Below are 17,291 nucleotides of genomic sequence, written 5' to 3' on the forward strand. Positions count from 1 at the left end.
AAATGGTTTTCAAGAAACCCTCTCCGGCAACTGAGCCCTTCCGCGTCCCCTCTCTCGGCGAAGTCGATCAAGATTACCGCGAGATCGAGCAGAAGATCGCTGGCCTGCGCAACGACCAGTCGACAACGGCTCTCGAAATTGTCGAGCTGGAGCAAGACTTGCGAGCGCGGCAAGCACCATCGATGCGTTCTGGAGTCGCGGCTCTCCTCGGAGAAGTCGTAGATACCACCTTGGAGCAGCGTCCTGCTCGACTGGCGGAACTACGCAAGCACGCCGGTGATATCGAGGCGGCAATTGAGATTCTTCAGCGTCGACTCGCAGAGCGTCGCGACCGAGCAAGCGCCAACGTCCGTGCTGCTGCCAAGCAAGAGTACGGCCGCCGCGTGAAGGCAGTTGCCGAGGCGCTGCAGCAAGCAAATGCAGCCCACTTGGAACTGATCGACATCGTCGACCAATTCGAACGCGAGGGCGTCTCTTGGACTGCACTCGGCCCGATGCAGCCGAACTTTCTGGGGAGCGCGTACGATGGTCACGTGCAGCGGTATGCTCGTGAGGCAAGGGAGCTTGGGTATGTCGATTGAGCGCGCAACCAAGAAAAGCGCAAAGGCGATGCGCAGTGTGACGCTTCCTGGCAAGCGGGCAGCGCACATGGCTACCGACCCTGTCGACATCGCGCGTGAGCTTCGGGCTAAGTCGCGCCTGGGGCAGCGAGAGGCCAAGTTGGCTGCCGCGGAGGCGAAGCTCCGTGGCTGAGAAAATCAGCGGCTATGCGGCCACCTTCAACTCACCGACTACCATAGCCGGTGAGTTTCGCGAGCAGTTGGCGCCAGGTTGTTTCACCCGCACCCTCAGGGAAAACCCCGACGTACTTGCCGTCCTGGATCATGATTTCGGCCGGATCCTTGGTCGTACAACGGCCGGCACGCTTGAGCTCAAAGAGGATCGCACTGGCTTGTGGTTCAACCTGCTACCCGACTCCACCACACCCAGCGGCCAGGAAGCCATTGGTACGGTACGGCGGGGAGACGTCAAAGGTTGTAGTTTCTCGTTCAGAGTTCGGGCCGAGCGATGGGAAGATGGCGGCGATCGGCTGCCCCTCCGCATCCTCGAAGATGTCGACTTGTACGAGATCACACTGACCGGCGTGCCGGCGTATCCGACGACCACGGCAAGCCTACGCGTCGACGGCAGCGCGAATACAGGATCGTCGGCCATTAGGGCCAAGGCCGAGGCTGCGATGCTGGCCCGGGGCATTCCCCTCGCCTGACTGGGAGGGGGCGGAGTCATCCTTCCGACCGCCTGAGCCGCGGATCGGTGCTGCCCCGCAGCGCACATTTGTGATGCCCCGGTTGCCTAAAAAATTCGACCCGCCGCGGGGGCCCCTTTTAAAGGATTCTGACAGGAGAAGACGGTGGCAAAATCACCGAAAACGCCGCCACATCTGCGGCCAGAGACGCAGAAATGGTTCAAATCTGTGCTCGCCGACTTCGATCTTGATGGCCATCACGTGCGCCTTCTGACGCTTGCGGCCGAGGCTCTGGATCAAGCAAAGACGGCCCGCGAGGTACTAGACCGCGACGGGCAGACCTACACCGACCGCTTCGGCCAGCCAAAAGCTCGACCTGAGGTCGATATTCTACAGAACGCGCGCATATCGTTTGCCAGGCTCATTCGAGAGCTCGCACTGGATGGCGTCGACGCGCCAGAAGCGCCGCGCGGGCCGAGAACGGCCGACTACGGGAGTCGTCGCTGATGCCGGTTCGCCGTAGGACAAACCGTCGCCACGCTGGCGAGGCTGAAGCGTGGGCGGGATACATGATGTCTGGCTTCGATTTCTTCGATGAACTTAGCGCTATCGGCCTCACCGAGGAAACCGCCTGGCCGATAGCTGAAGCCACATGGCGACGCATCGGCCAGGATGTTATCGCGCACATCGATCGCCTCCATGAGGGGTACTACCCACCTCCCCGCCCGTTCTGGGCCGAAGAGGAATTCGGGCCGCCTAGCGCGCGAAAGCGCTTGCGCTAAAAGGTCGCCGACAAACTCACAAGGAAACCCAATGACCAACCAAGCGAACGCCACCCCGTTGGCGGCTGCGCAGACCTGCGCGCGCGAACTCCTGCAATCGGGGCATGACTATCTCGATATCGCCAATGGCTTTTTCAGTGCGGCAGCCGGCATTCTATCGGTGCTGACTGGCCGTGAACCGGAAGTAGCCAAGCTCGCTACGGCCTGGGCACTCCTCGGATGCGCCATTGATGCTAAGGGGGCTCGCGCGGATGGCTGCAAATGACGATACCGCGCGCCTGTTAGTCTCGATTGAGGCGACGCACGCCAAATTCGAAAAGCAGTTGGCCTCCGTAGCCAAGGCCGCCGAGCGCGCGGCACGTAACACGGAAAGCGCCTTCCAAAGCGCGAACGACAATATCGGCAAGGGTTTTGACGGCGCCGCTCGCAAAGTCGAGCGATCGACAGGTGCGCAGCGCGCCGCGGTTTCCAATCTATCCGCGCAGCTGAACGATATCGGCGTGCAGTTGGCTTCTGGCACGTCGCCTTTTACCGTGATGGTCCAGCAGGGCTCACAGGTCTCGGCTGCCCTACAAGGTAGCGGCGGACTGGTTGGCGCGGTGAAGACGCTTGGCGGCGCCTTTACTCAGCTAGTCAATCCCGTATCCCTGGCGTCGTTCGCGCTGATAGGCCTCGCTGGATATGCGGTCCAGTACTTCACCAGCGTCGAGGACGGCGCCGCAGACTCTGACAAGGCACTGAAAGCCCACGCTGACCTGATTGCCGCCGTAGCGAAGGAGTGGGGCGACGCGGTCCCGTCACTCAAGGCATACGCTGAAGCGGCGAAGGAAGCGCAGAACGTTGCGCAACTCCGCGAAGCGACAGACCTACACATCGAGAAAATCCTGGCCGAAGCGCGCGCGCAGGTCAAAGGCCTGAGCGTCGATATCGCATCCCTCGTAGCTGACTTACGGGCCGCCGGCGCAAGTGATGAAAACATTCTCCGCATTCAGGATGCGTTTAAGGCTGTACAGAAGGCTGCCGCTGACGGTGGCGACGCAACGAAGCAAGTTGCCGAGCTCCAGACTGCGCTAAATTCGGCGTGGCTCGACGACGGTGTTCCCGCCGCGCAAGCGCTCAAGGCGCAGTTGGATCGCATCGCCGATGCTTATGCGGAAGTTGCAAAACGCGCCGCAGAGGCAAAGCGGCAATCGGAATCGGCGATTGGCAACAGGGCGCTTAACGATCCGAGGACTTGGCGTTCTTTCGGCCGCGGGGATTTCCAGAACGCGGATGGAACTATCCAAGGCTCAGGTACGATCTTGCCTGACAACGGCCCAACGCCTGCTAGCCGCCCACTGATCGAACTCGACGGGCTCGGCGATGCCGCAGGCAAAGCAGCAGATTCGTTTGAAGGTTTGGATGGGGCGGTCAGGCGCTACGTCGACAACGTCGTCAAGGCAGAGAGCGGTGGCAACGCCAGCGCCAAAAACCCGAACTCGAGCGCTACTGGCGTCGGCCAGTTCATCGAAACCACCTGGCTAAATCTGTTCAAGAAGCACTTTCCTGATCGCGCTCAGAACATGGCAGATGCCACGATCCTGGCGCTACGTGAAGATGCAGATATCTCGAAGGCGCTCATTGAGGCATATGCTCGCGAGAACGCCGGCATTCTTCGGCAGGCAGGTGTTTCGGTCAACGAGGCGGCGCTGCAGTTGGCACATTTCCTTGGGCCGCAGGGTGCTGTCAGTGTTCTGACTGCAAAGAGCGGCACGCCTGTGTCTCAGGTGCTCGGCCAAGGCGCGATCGCTGCTAACCCCTCCATTCTTGGCGGCGGCGCTACCGTCGACGACGTCATTGCTTACGCCCAGCGGCGCACGCAGGCCGTCCAGGGGGAAACCGCAGCCGTCCACCAGTTGAACGACGCTTGGGCAGGCTTGCGCGGCCCGACTGACGCGCACACGCAGGCAGTTAACCAGCAGTCGCAAGCTTATGACCAGTTCGGCCAGATCGCCCAGTCAGCCTTTCAGGGGCTGGCAAACGCACTGGCAGACGGGAAGCTTGAGGGCAGGGAGCTGCTGCAGATCGTCATGCAGCTCGTCCAGCAACTGTTCAGTATGCCTGGCGGTGGTTTTGGCGGTGGAGGCGGAGGCTTTTTCGGATCGCTGCTCGGTGGCATCTTCGGGTTTGCAAACGGAGGCGTGGCTTCTAACGGTCGTCCGCAGCCATTGAAGACATTCGCTCGAGGCGGCGTTTCTCGAACGGCGGCAATCTTCGGCGAAGCAGGGCCGGAGGCAGCAGTACCGCTTCCCGACGGACGCAACATCCCGGTTAAACTGATGGAGCCAAGGGTTCCGCGAGCGGCAACCAAGTCGAACGACACAGTAACAATCGTTCTTCAGGACGACTCTGGCCGCATGGCAGACATTGCGGACCAGCGGATCCAGACTGCGTCAGGAACCATCGTCAAAGTCGCCGTATCCGAATCCGGCAAGCGGGTGGTGCCGACCATGGCGAAATACCAATCGGAAAAATCCGGCGGCGAGTGGCGCTAGCCCTCTAGCCCTCCCCACCCAATTCCAGCCCGCCTCGCGGGCTTTTCTTATGTGAGAAACCATGACCAAAACTGTCTCAATCTTCAACATGCGCCGCATCAGCCACCAAGGGGAGAAATCCGATGTAGTGGCGTCCTTCAACGCCCACGTGGGTGACTTCCTCATCAGCCGCGCGCAGGTTCGCCGCCGCCATTCGGATGGCGGGCTGTTTGTAGCGACACCTGGCCGGGGTGACGACCGCGCGCACATATCGCTCACCAAATTCAGCCCTACGATGATCGCTTTATCGGACGCTGCGCTGACGATGTACGCGGCGTTCCGCGCCCCGGTCACTTTCGACGACGGCTCGACCTTCGACGACGGCACTGGCTTGGACCAGTAAGCCGCCAAAACCCAAAATCTAGTTTCTTCAGCCCTGGCTAGCGCCGGGGCTTTCTTTTATGGGAGATCCTATGGCTACGGCCGCAACAGTCTATCGAGACTATACGACCGACGGAATTCCCTCGTCGGGAAACCACAAGGTAAGAAAATCGGAGATTCGCCAGCTTCTCGGCGGCTACGAAGCGATTATTAGTGCCTTCACCTCGAATGGCGGCTTGGTTTACGACACCCTCGCGCTTCTGAACGCGGACCTCACGCGCGCTGACAAATCTCAAGCTTGGGTCGTCAACGATCCGGTAATGGCGAATAACGGCGTCTATGGCAAGAACGGTGCCCCAGGTACTGGTTCATGGTCGCGAAAAACAGACCTGCCATTCTCGTTCATCATCGCGAGCGACGTCGGCGCGGGCACGCCGAACGCCATCCAGGCGACGACAAGCATCCCAGTCAGCGGCAACGCGCTTGTCTGGACGAACATATTCGAGGCGAACACGGGCAGCCCGGTAACGATCAGCTTCAACGGCGCCGCGGCTCTCACGATCAAGACGAACTCTGGCAACAACATTGCGACTGGCGGCCTAGTCGCCGGCATGATCGTGCTTGGTATTGTTTCCGGAACGACCTTCCGACTGGTCAGCGATCAGGCGAGTGCGGCAATCGTTGCTGCGGCTGAGGCTGTACTCGCCGAGTTCAAGACGACCTATTACGGCCCGCTCGCGGCAGACCCGACGCTGAACCCGGAAGGCGGCGCGGTGAAGCAGGGCGACCTCTACCTCAACACCACGTCTCAGGTGATGAAGTACTATTCCGGTTCGGCTTGGGTCTCGATCCAGGCGCCGGATCCATACGCGAGTGATGCCGAGGCGACGGCAGGCACAGCAACCAACCGGAATATGAACCCGGCGAAGGTTAAGAAGGAGATCGAGACCGTCAGCCTGACGCTCGATCAGATGGCCAATGCGGAAACGCTCACTGCGATCATCAATAGGACCGGACTGGCGCCGCAGATGCTGGGTGCGCAGGCTAGCGACACAAACCACTCGCCAATGATCAATGCAGCGATCGACCGGCTCATCACTGCTGGCGGCGGCACGCTCTGGCTGCCGCCCATGGCTGGCGATTGGAAGATCGGCACGGCCATCAGTTGCCACAAAACCGGATACACTGGTTCCTACCTGAAGGTGCGGGGCTTGGGGGACAAGGCCAGGCTGAAATGGTTGAACACGACAGGAGACATGATCCTGATCGGCAATGGCACGAACCCGGTCTATTACGTCACACTCGAAAACCTTTACCTCTATGCGGGTGGCGGTGCGCGTACGTCGGGCATCGATATCAAGGCGATCAAGGCAAATGTCGTCAACATCAACGACGTTGTGACAGATGGCAGCTATGCCGGCTTTTATGGGGAAGACTTGAATTCGGTCTACCATAAGCTTGTGCACTACAACATGCCGAACCAAACGACGGGCGCCGGCGTCACCGTCCGAAGCAACCCGGCCGGATCGGGGCGTACTGACATTGTCAAGTTCGACGAGGTCACGGTGCAGGCATACAACGCCGGCTCCTATGGCCTGATCGTCGACGGTCGCGTTGCAGGCGTTCACACGGATGGCTTCTATGCGCTCGGTTGCAACCGAGGGCTACAGCTCACGTCTTCGGCAACCGCACTCGCAGACGTGCCCAATTTCTGCGACTTCCGGAAGTTCGAAGTCGACCGCGCCCTCAACATTGGGGTTGTGATCGAGAAGGCCTACAGAACGGAATTCAGCAGGTGCGACATCTCGAACACCTCTGGTGCGATGGATAGCCCATATCCTCAGGGTAGCAATGACGACTGCGCTATGTTCCTTAGCACCGGGGCCTGGGACACGAAGGTCATCGGCGGTCGCATCGGCAACTGCCGCACCCAGGCAGTCAACCTGCAGGGGCGGAACACGAAGTTTATCGGCACTACATTCAATGACATGTCAAAGATCGGCAGCGCCGGCGCGGCTGCCGTCTACATCGCAGCGACTGCAAACGGCTTCAATTTCCGCGATTGCACGGTCGAAGGCTTCAGCCGGGCGTCGTACGCGTTTCAAGTTGAGGCTGCAGCGAAGAATGGGTCCATCCGCGACACCCTCTACAAGGACGTCGTCACGGCGTATGCGACTTCGTTCCCCGCTACCGTTTCGAACGCCGGACAGATCCTGTGCGACTACACGTACTAGAGAAGGTGGGCGCCTACCCCTCATCGCGTTGCGGTAGCTACGCCTTCGACGCCACCGTCGAGCATTCGAACCAGAATTCATAAAGCGGCTTGCTCAGCAGATAACCCCGCGTGATCTTGCAGCCCCCGCGGCCAGTATTCGCAAGATGCTGCTGGGCGGCCGCCTCGAGCTTCTGTTCCGGCGTCATTGTATCGGCCAGTCCAAGGGTGGCGCCTTGGGCTGCGCCAATCGCCATGGTCTTGCCGAGGCTCGGCGCGACCATCAGAGAATTGTCAGTCTTGTGGTCGTAGACCCGGTATGTGTCATCGGCCATCTTCACGTGATGGACCGGGAATTTGTAGGTATTCATGCGCGACATACTCTCGCCTGTTGCGCATGACGAAACGCCCACGGCGACTGCTGCCGTGGCCAGTATCCTAAAATACATCGAGTCGCCCCTCCGTTGCCGGCGGATGTTTGCTCGACTCTGGGTGGTGGTCAAGGGGAAAGCCATTGCTCAAGCCTGGCCGCTTCTTCCTTGCCCAATTTGGTCAGCGCGTAGTGGCGTTGGCCAGCTTCATCCATACCGATCGACTTCACTGCGCCCTCGGTCATGAGCTTGTCTATTGTCCGCTGCCCTGCCCCACGGATCTGATCAATCGTGTCGCATTCCGGGTGCTCGGCCATAAACACAAGAACACGTCGTGGCCCTTCCCTAAGTTTGAGATGAGGTCGGAATGCCTTGCGCGCTTCCTGTTTCCCGCCGTACTCCCTCATCCACTTGCCGTAAGCGTCTTCCGGCTCCGCGGAGGATCCGAGACCACTGAGCTCGTCGAGCTTCGCATCGATCGCCCTACGGTCCCACTTGCGGGTTCCAGGCACAGCCGGCGGCATCTTGTGGCTTGCTACCCACATGGAGAAGCATGACGGTGATATGCCGCAGTAATCGGCGGCTTCCTTGCGGCCTATAAGGCGGGGAGCGTCATTCATGGCGCAGCATCTCCCCATTTGCTTTTGGGCTTCCTAACGCGATCCCTCTTCCACAGGCCCAGCCTTTCCTCGCCGTCTGGAGCGGCCGCCGCGAAGCCGGCAGTGATGCCAAAGTACCCATCGTAGAACTTCCGCACGAGCGGCACAGGTCTCCCATCGTGGAGCGGATCGATGCGCGGAAAACCTTTGCGCTCCAGTTGCGGAACAACCGCTTTGATCCACATCGAAGCGCGATCTTTGCCGACGATTGCGACGGCAAGCTGTTTGTCGGTAGCGAACATGGGAAGTTGTGAGAGCGGATCATTCATCATTAGGCGCGCGCCCGTTTCTTTCGAGCCTGGCGGAGCATGGTAAGTGCGTCGGGCCTATTGGATTTCTTTATCAGGCGCTCGCGTTTTTCTGCTTTGGTTTCTTCCTTGAGGAGCAGCGGAATATCCTCGACAGCTACCAACGTAGCCCTGCCGATCTTCTTGCCGACGCCGATGCGTCTGGCTTTCTCCCAAACCGTGCGAGCCGTCACGTGCACACCGCTGGACGTCGTGATACGACGCGCGATTTCTTCGGGCGTGAGCAGGCCGTCGAGGATGGTCGGCACCATGGCCACCTCCATGAAAGAGCAAAGACGTTGCCGCCGGCACTGATGCCGGATGCTTTTGCTCGCCGGATGCGGCGCGATCGATGAGTTCTTTGCGCTCATCTTGCGGCAGCTTGATAAGGGCATCCATTTCAACGCCGCTGTCCAAACTCGTGTTGACGATCGCGGAAACATCATCGCCCAGTTCGCGGGCGCGCCGTAGTTTTCGATTGATGTCAACCTTGCTTGCGCCGGTAACCTCGGCGACTTCGGCAGCGAACTGTTTGTTGCCTCGTCCTGTTTTCGGTAAAGTGGAACAAGTTGTTTCACTTTTCCCGTTGATTTCCATCCAGATTGCCTGCCGCCGCAAAATGTATGCGCTCTCTTCTGCCGGTGTCAGCTCAGACCGAGCAAGGTTCTCGTCGATCTCCATTAACTCAGCATGCAGATCGTCGACATCATAGACGATGCACTCAACTGCGACTTCGCCTCGCTTCTGCAGTGCGGGTAGCCTGTGGTGACCGTAAATAAGAACTGGCACGGCGTCGCAAATCTCGCCATCGTGCAGCACGAAATCGGCCGCGATGTGGAAGCTATGGGCTTCAATTGGCGCGGTCAAGCCTGGCGGTCACGCAGGCGAACGCCTGGGCCGTTGCCGTTCTGGGCGATAAAGATGATGCCGGCTTGCTCTAGAGCGGCCTTAAGCTTGGCGCTGGTGGCCTGGTTGAGGCCGCCACGTTCATTTTCGAAGCGCGTGATTGTGGCCGTCGTTACGCCTGCCAGTGAAGCGAGTTCACGAACCCCGATTTTAAGGGCCGCGCGAGCCATCCTCAGTTGAGCCGAATCCATAGTTATTACCCTGTGACAAATTATTGATACGGGGTGTTGACTTTGGATTTGTCACCCTGTATCAAATACCTATTACAGGGTAACAAGTCAACGAGGAGACCAACATGACCACCAAAGCAAGATTAAGAGTAGTACCTCCCATCGCTCACGAACCGGAAGAAGGACTAAGATTAAGACGCGCAACCGGGGAAGCCGGTTTAGAAAAAGCGCAGGGCGCCGAGAAAGGCCGCCCGCGCCAACCTTGGTCGGAAGACATCTATAACGTTCAAATGATGGCCAAGATCGCGGTGACGCTCCTCAACGAAGTCTTCAGTAACGTTCGCGCGATGGAGGATCTCCACGAGATTGCTCTGCACGAGCAGATTGGATTTGACGAGCTATGCTTCCAAGTCCATGCGCTGCGACACGCCGCCGAGGCGTTGCAGCCACAGTAGTTTCCCTGCGGCACCTCCGCAGCCTTGCCGCGCTCCGTTCTTCGTCGAGCGCGGCCTTTTATCAGAGACCCCCGCGCGGGGCGGCTCGGTGCTTGGACCATCGAGTCGGGCGGGTGGCGGTATCTCACAGGTGCCGTCGCCCGTCACCCATCCAAAGCCCACCACAGCGCCGTCGGCCTCACCAGCCGGCGGCCTTTTCGTGTTGCACACGTGTTGCATGGAGTGATTTGCAACACGTGGTAACGCATTGATTTCATTGGATGCGTGTTGCATCGTGTTGCAACACGTTCGCTGCACGGTCAATTTGGGTAAGCATTTGATTTTGCTTGTAAATTAATGGTGCCCGGAGGCGGATTTGAACCACCGACACGCGGATTTTCAATCCGCTGCTCTACCAACTGAGCTATCCGGGCATCCTGCCGTTTCGGGCAGCGGTTCCTCTCGGAACCCTCGGGGCGCTTGTTTGTGCCCCGGAAGCGAGCGGGGTTATAACATCTTGTTCGGCGGTGTCCAGCGGCAAATGAAAGTTTTTTGACCGGAATCCTGTGGACAGTGGAAAAAACCGAAAAATCAAACGGATTCAGAGAGATCGCACTCGCGCCCTTGCGCGGTGCGCACGGGAAACACCGCCCGAAAACCTAAGCAATCGCCGCATACGAGGCCGGGACGCCGGGCGACGGCGAACACTTAGACGACAAGAGGTGGTCGGAAATGCCGAGCCCCTGCTCGGCGCAACTGGCGGACGGGCGTCAACGCTCGTCGTCGTCGGCCTTCGCTTCGTCGTCGGCAACCGGAATGGCGTAGGAGCCGGAGAGCCAGCGGTTGAGATCGACGTTGCGGCAGCGATCGGAGCAGAAGGGATAGTGTTCCCGATGCGACGGCCGTCCGCATTCCGGACAGGGCCGCGGCGCCCGCAGGGGTGCGACGTTCGAACCGCTTTTCTTCGTATCGTCGGTCACTGGCTTCAGCCTTCCAGCCAACGATTGTGCACGTCGTAGCCTTCACCGACAAGTAGGCTGACGGTTTCATAGAGCGGCAGGCCGACGACGTTGCTGTAGGAGCCGACGAGCTTGACCACGAAGCTGCCGGCGATGCCCTGGATGCCGTAGCCGCCCGCTTTGCCGCGCCATTGGCCCGAGGCGAGGTAGCTCTCAATATCGAAGCCTGAGAGGCGCTTGAAGCGCACCTTGGTATCGACCACCTTCTGGCGCACGGTCTTGTCAGGGGTGATCAAGCAGACGCCGGTATAGACGCGGTGGCTGCGGCCGGACAAGAGATGCAGCGCGCTCGACGCTTCGCTGACGAGTTCCGGCTTCGGCAGGATACGCCGGCCAACGCAGACGACCGTATCGGCCGCCAGGATGTAGCTTCCGTCCCAGCCGGCTTCACCCTTGACCGCAGCCAGGGCTGCCCGCGCCTTTTCGGCCGACAGGCGCCTTGCGAGCGAACGCGGATGTTCGGCACGCTTCGGCGTCTCATCGAGATCCATCGGCATCAGGCGCGCGGGCTCGATGCCCGCCTGCGCCAGAAGCTCGACGCGACGCGGCGAACCGGACGCCAGTATCAGTTTCTTGGCCACTGTCATCGGAACGAGCCGTCACTCCAGAGCAATTCCAGCAAAATGCGGGTAGGCGGTTTACGTCTGAAATTGCAATCCAACCAAAGGTTAGAGCGTTTTCGCGATTCGAAGAAGAAGCGGAAATGCTCCAGGAATTGCTAAGAGCCGGAGCGGCTTACTTGAAGCGGTAGGTGATACGGCCCTTGGTGAGGTCGTACGGGGTCATTTCAACGAGAACCTTGTCGCCGGCAAGCACGCGAATGCGGTTCTTGCGCATGCGGCCAGCCGTGTGCGCGATGATCTCATGCTCGTTTTCGAGCTTCACGCGGAAGGTCGCATTCGGAAGCAATTCGGTGACCACGCCCGGAAATTCAAGGACTTCTTCTTTCGCCATGTAGGACTGTTCTTTCTATCTTTGTTTAGGGAACCGTCAGGTATCCCGAAAAATTCGCCGGAAACTACACAATCGACGAGGATTTGTGAACCATCTAAGACCGGCTTTTGCGCTTTTGTGACGGGCTACTGCGCCGCGCGTCGGATCAGAAGCGCGAAGCCGCTATAGCACTTCGTACCGCTCCATGTCTCTAGTCTTAAATCGATCGGGATTTCAGCCGCCATGGAAGCAACGGAGACTGGGGACCGCGCGCGGATTTTCCGCAGCACTCTCAGGGGTTTTCCGGCTTCCTGGAGCCAACCAACCGATGATTGATCAGCGTCGACAGATGATCGCGCACGGCGCGATAGGCATCGACGATCTGCTCGCGCGTGCCGGCAGCAACCGTCGGATCCGGCGTCGGCCAGTAGACCACGTCGACGGCCATGGAGCGCGTCAATTCGAGCGCCTTGTGATGCGCCTCCGGCGCCAGCGTGACGATGAGGTCGAAATAGTCGTCTTCCAACTCGTCGAGCGTGTGCGGCTGGTGGCGGCCGAGGCTCAAGCCCACTTCGGCCATCACCACGTCGACGAAGGGGTCGCGTTCGCCATGTCGCACGCCCGCGGAAGCGACATAGGTTCCCTGTGGCAGCGCCGCCTTGGCAAGGGCCTCGGCCATCGGCGAGCGGATGGCGTTCATGCCGCACATGAAGAGGACCGAGCGGGGCGCTTTCAAGTGCGGTGCCTCGGTTCCCGTCATGCCGGTCCCCGCCCTACCCGCGCCAATAGAGCACGCAGACGAGCGTGAACAGGCGTCGGGCGGTGTCGAAGTCCAGCCGGATCTTGCCGGAGAGGCGATCCATCAGGGTCTGCGAACCCTCGTTGTGAATGCCGCGACGCCCCATGTCGATCGCCTCGATCTGGCTCGGCGTCGCCGAGCGGATCGCCTCGTAATAGCTTTCGCAGATCATGAAATAGTCTTTCACGATCCGTCGAAACGGCGTCAGCGAGAGGATATGGGTCGCGACATCGTCGCCCTTTTCGGTCGAGATCGCGAAGACCAGCTTGGCGTCGACGAGCGAGAGATTAAGCCTGTAGGGGCCGCCGGGGTGGCCGGCCGGCTCGAACAGGTTCTCTTCCAGCAGGTCGAAAATCGCAACCGCGCGCTCATGCTCCACGTCAGGGGTCGAGCGGCCGATGGTCTCGTCCAGAACGACATCGCAGAGACGCTGATTGCGGTCCGCCTTCATCCAGCATCCCCGAGATTGAGGCGAATGGCGACGGAGCGCGCATGGGCCTCAAGGCCCTCGGACTTGGCAAGCACGATCGCCGCCGGCCCGAGGATCCGCAACTGCTCGGCATCAAGGCGCAGGATCGAGGTACGCTTCATATAGTCGAGCACGCCGAGGCCGGAGGAGAAGCGGGCCGAACGGGCGGTCGGCAACACGTGATTGGAGCCGCCGACATAGTCGCCGATAACCTCGGGCGTATGGCGTCCGACGAAAATCGCGCCGGCATTGCGGATCCTGGCGACCATCGGCTCAGGGTCGGCCAGTGCCAGCTCGAGATGCTCCGCGGCAATGCGGTTTGCCAGAGGCACGGCCTTTTCGAGGTCGGGCACCAGAATGACGGCGCCGAAATCGCGCCAGCTCGCCGAAGCGGTTTCAGCCCGCGGCAGGGTCTTCAACTGCCGTTCGACCGCATCCTCGACTGCCTGGCCGAATTCCGCATCGTCGGTGATCAGGATCGACTGGGCGCCGACGTCGTGCTCGGCCTGGGCAAGCAGATCGGCGGCGATCCAGTCCGGATCGTTGTGCCTGTCGGCGATGACGAGCACCTCGGAGGGTCCGGCGATCATGTCGATGCCGACCGTGCCGAAAACCTGGCGCTTGGCGGCGGCCACATAGGCATTGCCCGGGCCGACAATCTTGACGACCGGTTCGATCGTCTCCGTGCCGTAGGCAAGGGCGGCCACAGCCTGCGCGCCGCCGATGCGGTAAATTTCCTCGACGCCGGCAAGCCTTGCCGCGGCGAGCACCGCCGGGTTGATCTTGCCGCCCGTTGCCGGCACCACCATGACGATGCGGGGAACGCCGGCGACCTTTGCCGGCAGCGCGTTCATCAGCACCGAGCTCGGATAGCTCGCGGTGCCGCCCGGCACGTAGAGGCCGACGGCATCGACGGCCGTCCAGCGCGAGCCGAGGCCAACGCCCATGGCGTCTTCATAGATATCGTCCTTCGGGCGCTGGCGGGCATGGTGCGCCTCGATGCGGGTGGCTGCGACCTTGAGCGCGCCCAGCACTTCCGGCTCAACCGCCTGGATTGCCGCATCGATCTCCGCGGCGCTGACGGCCATTGGAGTGGTCGAAAAATCGATACCGTCGAAGCGCTTGGAATAGTCGGCGAGCGCTGCGTCACCACGCACCCGCACGTCATCGATGATCGCCTTGACCACCGCATTGACGTCCTCGGACACCTCGCGCTTGGTCGTCAGGAATGACGCGAACTCTTGTTCGAAGTCACCGTCGAGAAAATTGAGCCTGATTGCCAAAACGAAAGTCCTTGTATGCCAGTGTCATATGCCTCGTTCGGAGCGCGGGCTCACGCACCTTCCGGATGCTTGGGCTTGAAAGCGGTTTCCCACGCGCCGCCGGTATCCGCAAGCTGCGTTTCGATGCATTCGACGTCAAGCGCAATCGAGGCGTCACCGGCCAGAACCAGTTCCAGCGTGCCTTCCGGGCCTTCGCCCTCTACCGTGAACTTCAGCGCCAACAGGTCAAGAACCGCCTCGCCATCGCGTCGGTCGAAGCCGACGGAGCGAACTGCATTTACCCGCTTGAACAGGAGGAGCGCACGCCGACGCTCGAAGGAACGACGCTTGCCCTCAGCCGTCTCCCAGACGAAGCGATTGACGACGAGCGAAAACTGCTTACGGCGGGCATCGTATTCCAGGCCCGATACCTTGAACACGGCATCCTGGACATGGGCGGAGACGACAGCGAGATCCTCCTCGTCGAGCGCCAGCAGCTTCAATCCGGTCATGCCATCCATTCCTTTCGTTTCGCCGCACATCTTGCCGTGCCACAATTGAAATGGACATAGGATGTTGCGCCTGAAACCGCAACGGTATCAGGCGCAACCGATCAAATCAGTCGCTGACGCGCTCGACGTGCGCGCCGCAACGGGTAAGCTTCTCTTCGAGCCGCTCGAAGCCGCGATCGAGGTGATAGACGCGCGAGACCATCGTCTCGCCTTCGGCGGCAAGACCGGCGATGACGAGCGAGACTGAGGCGCGAAGGTCGGTCGCCATCACAGGCGCGCCCTTCAGCCGGCTGACACCCTCGATCTTGGCCGTCTGGCCGGAGAGCGAGATCTTTGCGCCGAGACGGGCCAGCTCCTGCACGTGCATGAAGCGGTTCTCGAAGATCGTCTCGGTGATGTGCGAGGTGCCCTTCGCCATGGTCATCAGACCCATGAACTGCGCCTGCAGGTCGGTCGGGAAGCCCGGGAAGGGGTCGGTGACGATATCGACCGGCTTGATGCCGGCGCCGTTGCGCACGACACGGATGCCGCTGTTGGTCTCGGTGATCTCGGCGCCGGCGCGGCGGATCGCTTCCAGCGCCGTGTCGAGCAGCGCCATGTCGGTGTCTTCGAGAATGACGTCGCCACCGGTCATCGCGACAGCCATGGCATAGGTGCCGGTCTCGATGCGGTCAGGAAGAACGCGGTGACGGGCGCCGGAGAGCGAGCGAACGCCCTCGATCGTGATCGTCGACGTGCCCTGGCCGGTAATCTTGGCGCCCATGGCGTTGAGGCAGTTGGCAAGGTCGGCGACCTCAGGCTCGCGCGCGGCGTTGCCAAGCACCGTGGTGCCGTTGGCAAGGGTCGCTGCCATCATCAGCACGTGGGTCGCGCCGACCGATACTTTCGGAAACGTGTAGCGCGCACCGATCAGGCCGCCCGCGGGCGCCGTCGCATTGACGTAACCACCGTCGATCTCGATGTTGGCGGAAAGCGCCTGCAGGCCCTCGATGAAGAGATCGACCGGACGCGTGCCGATGGCGCAGCCGCCGGGCAGCGATACGCGTGCCTTACCTTCGCGGGCGAGAAGCGGGCCGATCACCCAGAAGCTCGCGCGCATCTTCGAGACCAACTCATAAGGGGCGGTCGTGTCGACGATGTTGCGGCAGGTGAAATGGATGGTGCGGGCGTAGCTCTCGCCCTGGCGCTCGCGGCGGCCGTTGACGGAGATGTCGACGCCATGGTTGCCGAGAATACGGATCAGCTGCTCGACGTCGGCCAGATGCGGCACGTTTTCGAGCGTCAGCGTGTCGTCGGTCAGAAGCGACGCAATCATCAGCGGCAGGGCCGCGTTCTTGGCGCCCGAAATCGGGATGACGCCGTTAAGCTTGTTGCCGCCTACAATCCTGATGCGATCCATGAGGCCTCTTGAACGGGCTTGGCCCGCCTTTCCAAAATAATCCGATATTGTCTGAAGGCGCCTCTTTAGTGGAGACGCCGCGAAATTAGAAGTGCCTTGAACGCCGCGCATCCCTTTAGACGCCTGGCGCTGTAACATTTAAGTCGCTGCACAGCCTCCCTTCTCGATCGGGCCCGATTTACGGAATAGTGCAGTCGAACACCCGATGGTCACGCCAGCGGCAAAATAGGAACGAAGCGACGAATGCCGCCTCCCGTCGGTACTAATCTTGGGATTCGTCCGTTTTTGCGGCAGGAAGACCGCTGACGTCATCGGCGGCGCCGGATCGGCGCGCCCGCATCTGCTGCTTGCGGCGCATGAGGTTGTCGCGCAAGTTCCTGGCAAGACGCGCCTTTTTCAGGTCCGCCTCGGTCGTATCCTTCTTCTTTTCCCGGCGCACCTTGCCCTCGGCCTGCCGTTCGTCAGGCGCAGGCGCGGCTTTGCCGTCTTCTTTGTCGTCTGTTTGCATGTCCATGCCTTAGCGCAAAACCAGGGGCTTCGGAAGCGGCGAGGACTTTTCTCACAGCTCTTCACGAAAAACTTCGAATTCCGGCTTGCACTCCCCGCTCACCTATGGCAATAGCCCCCTCGCTTGATGCGGCTGACACACAAACCGGCCGCCAGATGCTGCTATAGCTCAGGGGTAGAGCACTCCCTTGGTAAGGGAGAGGCCGAGAGTTCAAATCTCTCTAGCAGCACCAGTTTTCTTCCAAGACAATCAGACCCTTGATCCTGACGAACTGGTCGTGATGCCTCGCCGGGTTTCGTCGGCGCTGCTCCCCCGCTAAGCTGCCGCTTCGCCGGTGTCGACCGACGCCCTCAGCCCTTGCCTCGATTTCGGGCACCACAGGGGTCAATTCACCTCGGCCAGCATCTGCGCTATCCTCCGATTCGGGCG

22 protein-coding genes and 2 tRNA genes are annotated in these 17,291 nt (G+C 60.7%); 9 read left to right on the forward strand and 15 right to left on the reverse strand.

Features of this window, described 5'->3' with window-relative positions; all coding sequences use genetic code 11:
* The first annotated feature begins 2 nt into the window (after window positions 1–2).
* The 7 genes from XB14_RS15140 to XB14_RS33260 all read left to right on the forward strand — a co-directional run bounded on the left by XB14_RS15140 (window position 3) and on the right by XB14_RS33260 (window position 7,156).
* Window positions 3–581, forward strand: a complete 579-nt coding sequence (locus XB14_RS15140) for a hypothetical protein (RefSeq protein WP_077962411.1) — start codon at window positions 3–5, stop codon at window positions 579–581.
* Between the two features lie 164 nt (window positions 582–745).
* A complete protein-coding gene (locus XB14_RS15150) occupies window positions 746–1,267 on the forward strand; it encodes an HK97 family phage prohead protease (protein ID WP_234804049.1) in 522 nt (173 codons plus the stop codon).
* Between the two features lie 144 nt (window positions 1,268–1,411).
* Complete coding sequence (locus XB14_RS15155; RefSeq protein WP_077962413.1) at window positions 1,412–1,753, forward strand: P27 family phage terminase small subunit; 342 nt, start codon at window positions 1,412–1,414, stop codon at window positions 1,751–1,753.
* A gap of 306 nt (window positions 1,754–2,059) precedes the next feature.
* On the forward strand, window positions 2,060–2,293 hold the full coding sequence (locus XB14_RS15165) for a hypothetical protein (RefSeq protein WP_077962415.1): 234 nt from the start codon (window positions 2,060–2,062) through the stop codon (window positions 2,291–2,293).
* Window positions 2,280–4,562 (forward strand): phage tail length tape measure family protein, encoded by a 2,283-nt coding sequence (locus XB14_RS15170; RefSeq protein ID WP_179119596.1) that lies wholly within the window; start codon window positions 2,280–2,282, stop codon window positions 4,560–4,562. The genes XB14_RS15165 and XB14_RS15170 overlap by 14 nt, the downstream gene beginning before the upstream one ends.
* Window positions 4,563–4,623: 61 nt before the next feature.
* Entirely contained in the window at window positions 4,624–4,944 is a 321-nt protein-coding gene (locus XB14_RS15175; protein WP_077962417.1) for a hypothetical protein, read from the forward strand.
* 70 nt (window positions 4,945–5,014) lie between these two features.
* The gene (locus tag XB14_RS33260) at window positions 5,015–7,156 is read left to right on the forward strand and encodes a hypothetical protein (protein ID WP_179119597.1); all 2,142 of its coding nucleotides are present in this window, start codon (window positions 5,015–5,017) and stop codon (window positions 7,154–7,156) included.
* A 37-nt stretch (window positions 7,157–7,193) separates the two neighbouring features.
* Here the strand turns inward: XB14_RS33260 and XB14_RS15185 are convergent, their stop codons facing one another.
* The 5 genes from XB14_RS15185 to XB14_RS15205 all read right to left on the reverse strand — a co-directional run bounded on the left by XB14_RS15185 (window position 7,194) and on the right by XB14_RS15205 (window position 9,548).
* Complete coding sequence (locus XB14_RS15185; protein ID WP_143348391.1) at window positions 7,194–7,505, reverse strand: hypothetical protein; 312 nt, start codon at window positions 7,503–7,505, stop codon at window positions 7,194–7,196.
* Window positions 7,506–7,633: 128 nt separating this feature from the next.
* Window positions 7,634–8,125, reverse strand: coding sequence for a helix-turn-helix transcriptional regulator (locus XB14_RS33565; RefSeq protein WP_234804050.1), 492 nt, complete (start codon window positions 8,123–8,125; stop codon window positions 7,634–7,636).
* Complete coding sequence (locus XB14_RS15195; protein WP_077962419.1) at window positions 8,122–8,436, reverse strand: hypothetical protein; 315 nt, start codon at window positions 8,434–8,436, stop codon at window positions 8,122–8,124. Before XB14_RS15195 ends, XB14_RS33565 begins: the two co-directional genes overlap by 4 nt.
* A gap of 54 nt (window positions 8,437–8,490) precedes the next feature.
* Window positions 8,491–9,318, reverse strand: coding sequence for a ParB/RepB/Spo0J family partition protein (locus tag XB14_RS32675; protein ID WP_143348392.1), 828 nt, complete (start codon window positions 9,316–9,318; stop codon window positions 8,491–8,493).
* Window positions 9,315–9,548 carry a helix-turn-helix domain-containing protein gene (locus tag XB14_RS15205; protein ID WP_234804051.1) on the reverse strand — a complete coding sequence of 78 codons (234 nt, stop codon included), beginning with the start codon at window positions 9,546–9,548 and terminating at the stop codon, window positions 9,315–9,317. The genes XB14_RS32675 and XB14_RS15205 overlap by 4 nt, the downstream gene beginning before the upstream one ends.
* Before the next feature lie 104 nt (window positions 9,549–9,652).
* Between XB14_RS15205 and XB14_RS15210 the strand changes: the two genes are divergently transcribed.
* Window positions 9,653–9,982: a hypothetical protein gene (locus XB14_RS15210; protein ID WP_077962421.1), complete on the forward strand. Its 330-nt coding sequence runs from the start codon at window positions 9,653–9,655 to the stop codon at window positions 9,980–9,982.
* 337 nt (window positions 9,983–10,319) lie between these two features.
* On the opposite strand, the gene XB14_RS15215 is transcribed toward XB14_RS15210, so the two are convergent.
* From XB14_RS15215 to XB14_RS15260, 10 genes are all read right to left on the reverse strand, one after another.
* Window positions 10,320–10,395, reverse strand: a tRNA-Phe gene (locus tag XB14_RS15215).
* Window positions 10,396–10,731: 336 nt separating this feature from the next.
* Complete coding sequence (yacG, locus tag XB14_RS15220; protein ID WP_077962422.1) at window positions 10,732–10,941, reverse strand: DNA gyrase inhibitor YacG; 210 nt, start codon at window positions 10,939–10,941, stop codon at window positions 10,732–10,734.
* 5 nt (window positions 10,942–10,946) lie between these two features.
* Complete coding sequence (locus XB14_RS15225; protein WP_034797002.1) at window positions 10,947–11,567, reverse strand: Maf-like protein; 621 nt, start codon at window positions 11,565–11,567, stop codon at window positions 10,947–10,949.
* A gap of 148 nt (window positions 11,568–11,715) precedes the next feature.
* The gene (gene infA / locus XB14_RS15230) at window positions 11,716–11,934 is read right to left on the reverse strand and encodes a translation initiation factor IF-1 (protein ID WP_004435948.1); all 219 of its coding nucleotides are present in this window, start codon (window positions 11,932–11,934) and stop codon (window positions 11,716–11,718) included.
* Window positions 11,935–12,205: 271 nt separating this feature from the next.
* Window positions 12,206–12,673 (reverse strand): low molecular weight phosphatase family protein, encoded by a 468-nt coding sequence (locus XB14_RS15235; RefSeq protein ID WP_077962423.1) that lies wholly within the window; start codon window positions 12,671–12,673, stop codon window positions 12,206–12,208.
* A 13-nt stretch (window positions 12,674–12,686) separates the two neighbouring features.
* Entirely contained in the window at window positions 12,687–13,163 is a 477-nt protein-coding gene (locus tag XB14_RS15240) for a UPF0262 family protein (RefSeq protein ID WP_077962424.1), read from the reverse strand.
* Window positions 13,160–14,464 carry a histidinol dehydrogenase gene (gene hisD, locus XB14_RS15245; RefSeq protein ID WP_077962425.1) on the reverse strand — a complete coding sequence of 435 codons (1,305 nt, stop codon included), beginning with the start codon at window positions 14,462–14,464 and terminating at the stop codon, window positions 13,160–13,162. Before hisD ends, XB14_RS15240 begins: the two co-directional genes overlap by 4 nt.
* 50 nt (window positions 14,465–14,514) lie before the next feature.
* On the reverse strand, window positions 14,515–14,955 hold the full coding sequence (locus XB14_RS15250; protein ID WP_077962936.1) for a DUF2948 family protein: 441 nt from the start codon (window positions 14,953–14,955) through the stop codon (window positions 14,515–14,517).
* Window positions 14,956–15,061: 106 nt separating this feature from the next.
* Complete coding sequence (gene murA, locus XB14_RS15255; RefSeq protein ID WP_077962426.1) at window positions 15,062–16,354, reverse strand: UDP-N-acetylglucosamine 1-carboxyvinyltransferase; 1,293 nt, start codon at window positions 16,352–16,354, stop codon at window positions 15,062–15,064.
* Between the two features lie 262 nt (window positions 16,355–16,616).
* Window positions 16,617–16,868, reverse strand: a complete 252-nt coding sequence (locus XB14_RS15260; RefSeq protein ID WP_077962427.1) for a hypothetical protein — start codon at window positions 16,866–16,868, stop codon at window positions 16,617–16,619.
* Between the two features lie 151 nt (window positions 16,869–17,019).
* Between XB14_RS15260 and XB14_RS15265 the strand changes: the two genes are divergently transcribed.
* A tRNA-Thr gene (locus XB14_RS15265) sits at window positions 17,020–17,094 on the forward strand.
* Window positions 17,095–17,291 lie beyond the last annotated feature (197 nt).

It is taken from the genome of Ensifer adhaerens, assembly GCF_002007205.1.
GTDB lineage: Bacteria > Pseudomonadota > Alphaproteobacteria > Rhizobiales > Rhizobiaceae > Ensifer > Ensifer adhaerens_D.

Bases quoted from the DNA above. Each gene is read 5' to 3' on its own strand.
- XB14_RS15240 (WP_077962424.1), bottom strand. From the start codon at position 13,163: ATGAAGGCGGACCGCAATCAGCGTCTCTGCGATGTCGTTCTGGACGAG.
- XB14_RS15185 (WP_143348391.1), bottom strand. From the start codon at position 7,505: ATGAATACCTACAAATTCCCGGTCCATCACGTGAAGATGGCCGATGAC.
- XB14_RS15260 (WP_077962427.1), bottom strand. From the start codon at position 16,868: ATGGACATGCAAACAGACGACAAAGAAGACGGCAAAGCCGCGCCTGCG.
- XB14_RS33565 (WP_234804050.1), bottom strand. From the start codon at position 8,125: ATGAATGACGCTCCCCGCCTTATAGGCCGCAAGGAAGCCGCCGATTAC.
- XB14_RS15225 (WP_034797002.1), bottom strand. From the start codon at position 11,567: ATGACAGTGGCCAAGAAACTGATACTGGCGTCCGGTTCGCCGCGTCGC.
- XB14_RS15165 (WP_077962415.1), top strand. From the start codon at position 2,060: ATGACCAACCAAGCGAACGCCACCCCGTTGGCGGCTGCGCAGACCTGC.
- XB14_RS15205 (WP_234804051.1), bottom strand. From the start codon at position 9,548: ATGGATTCGGCTCAACTGAGGATGGCTCGCGCGGCCCTTAAAATCGGG.
- XB14_RS15175 (WP_077962417.1), top strand. From the start codon at position 4,624: ATGACCAAAACTGTCTCAATCTTCAACATGCGCCGCATCAGCCACCAA.
- XB14_RS15195 (WP_077962419.1), bottom strand. From the start codon at position 8,436: ATGATGAATGATCCGCTCTCACAACTTCCCATGTTCGCTACCGACAAA.
- XB14_RS15170 (WP_179119596.1), top strand. From the start codon at position 2,280: ATGGCTGCAAATGACGATACCGCGCGCCTGTTAGTCTCGATTGAGGCG.
- XB14_RS15140 (WP_077962411.1), top strand. From the start codon at position 3: ATGGTTTTCAAGAAACCCTCTCCGGCAACTGAGCCCTTCCGCGTCCCC.
- XB14_RS15210 (WP_077962421.1), top strand. From the start codon at position 9,653: ATGACCACCAAAGCAAGATTAAGAGTAGTACCTCCCATCGCTCACGAA.
- XB14_RS33260 (WP_179119597.1), top strand. From the start codon at position 5,015: ATGGCTACGGCCGCAACAGTCTATCGAGACTATACGACCGACGGAATT.
- infA (WP_004435948.1), bottom strand. From the start codon at position 11,934: ATGGCGAAAGAAGAAGTCCTTGAATTTCCGGGCGTGGTCACCGAATTG.
- murA (WP_077962426.1), bottom strand. From the start codon at position 16,354: ATGGATCGCATCAGGATTGTAGGCGGCAACAAGCTTAACGGCGTCATC.
- XB14_RS15250 (WP_077962936.1), bottom strand. From the start codon at position 14,955: ATGACCGGATTGAAGCTGCTGGCGCTCGACGAGGAGGATCTCGCTGTC.
- XB14_RS15235 (WP_077962423.1), bottom strand. From the start codon at position 12,673: ATGACGGGAACCGAGGCACCGCACTTGAAAGCGCCCCGCTCGGTCCTC.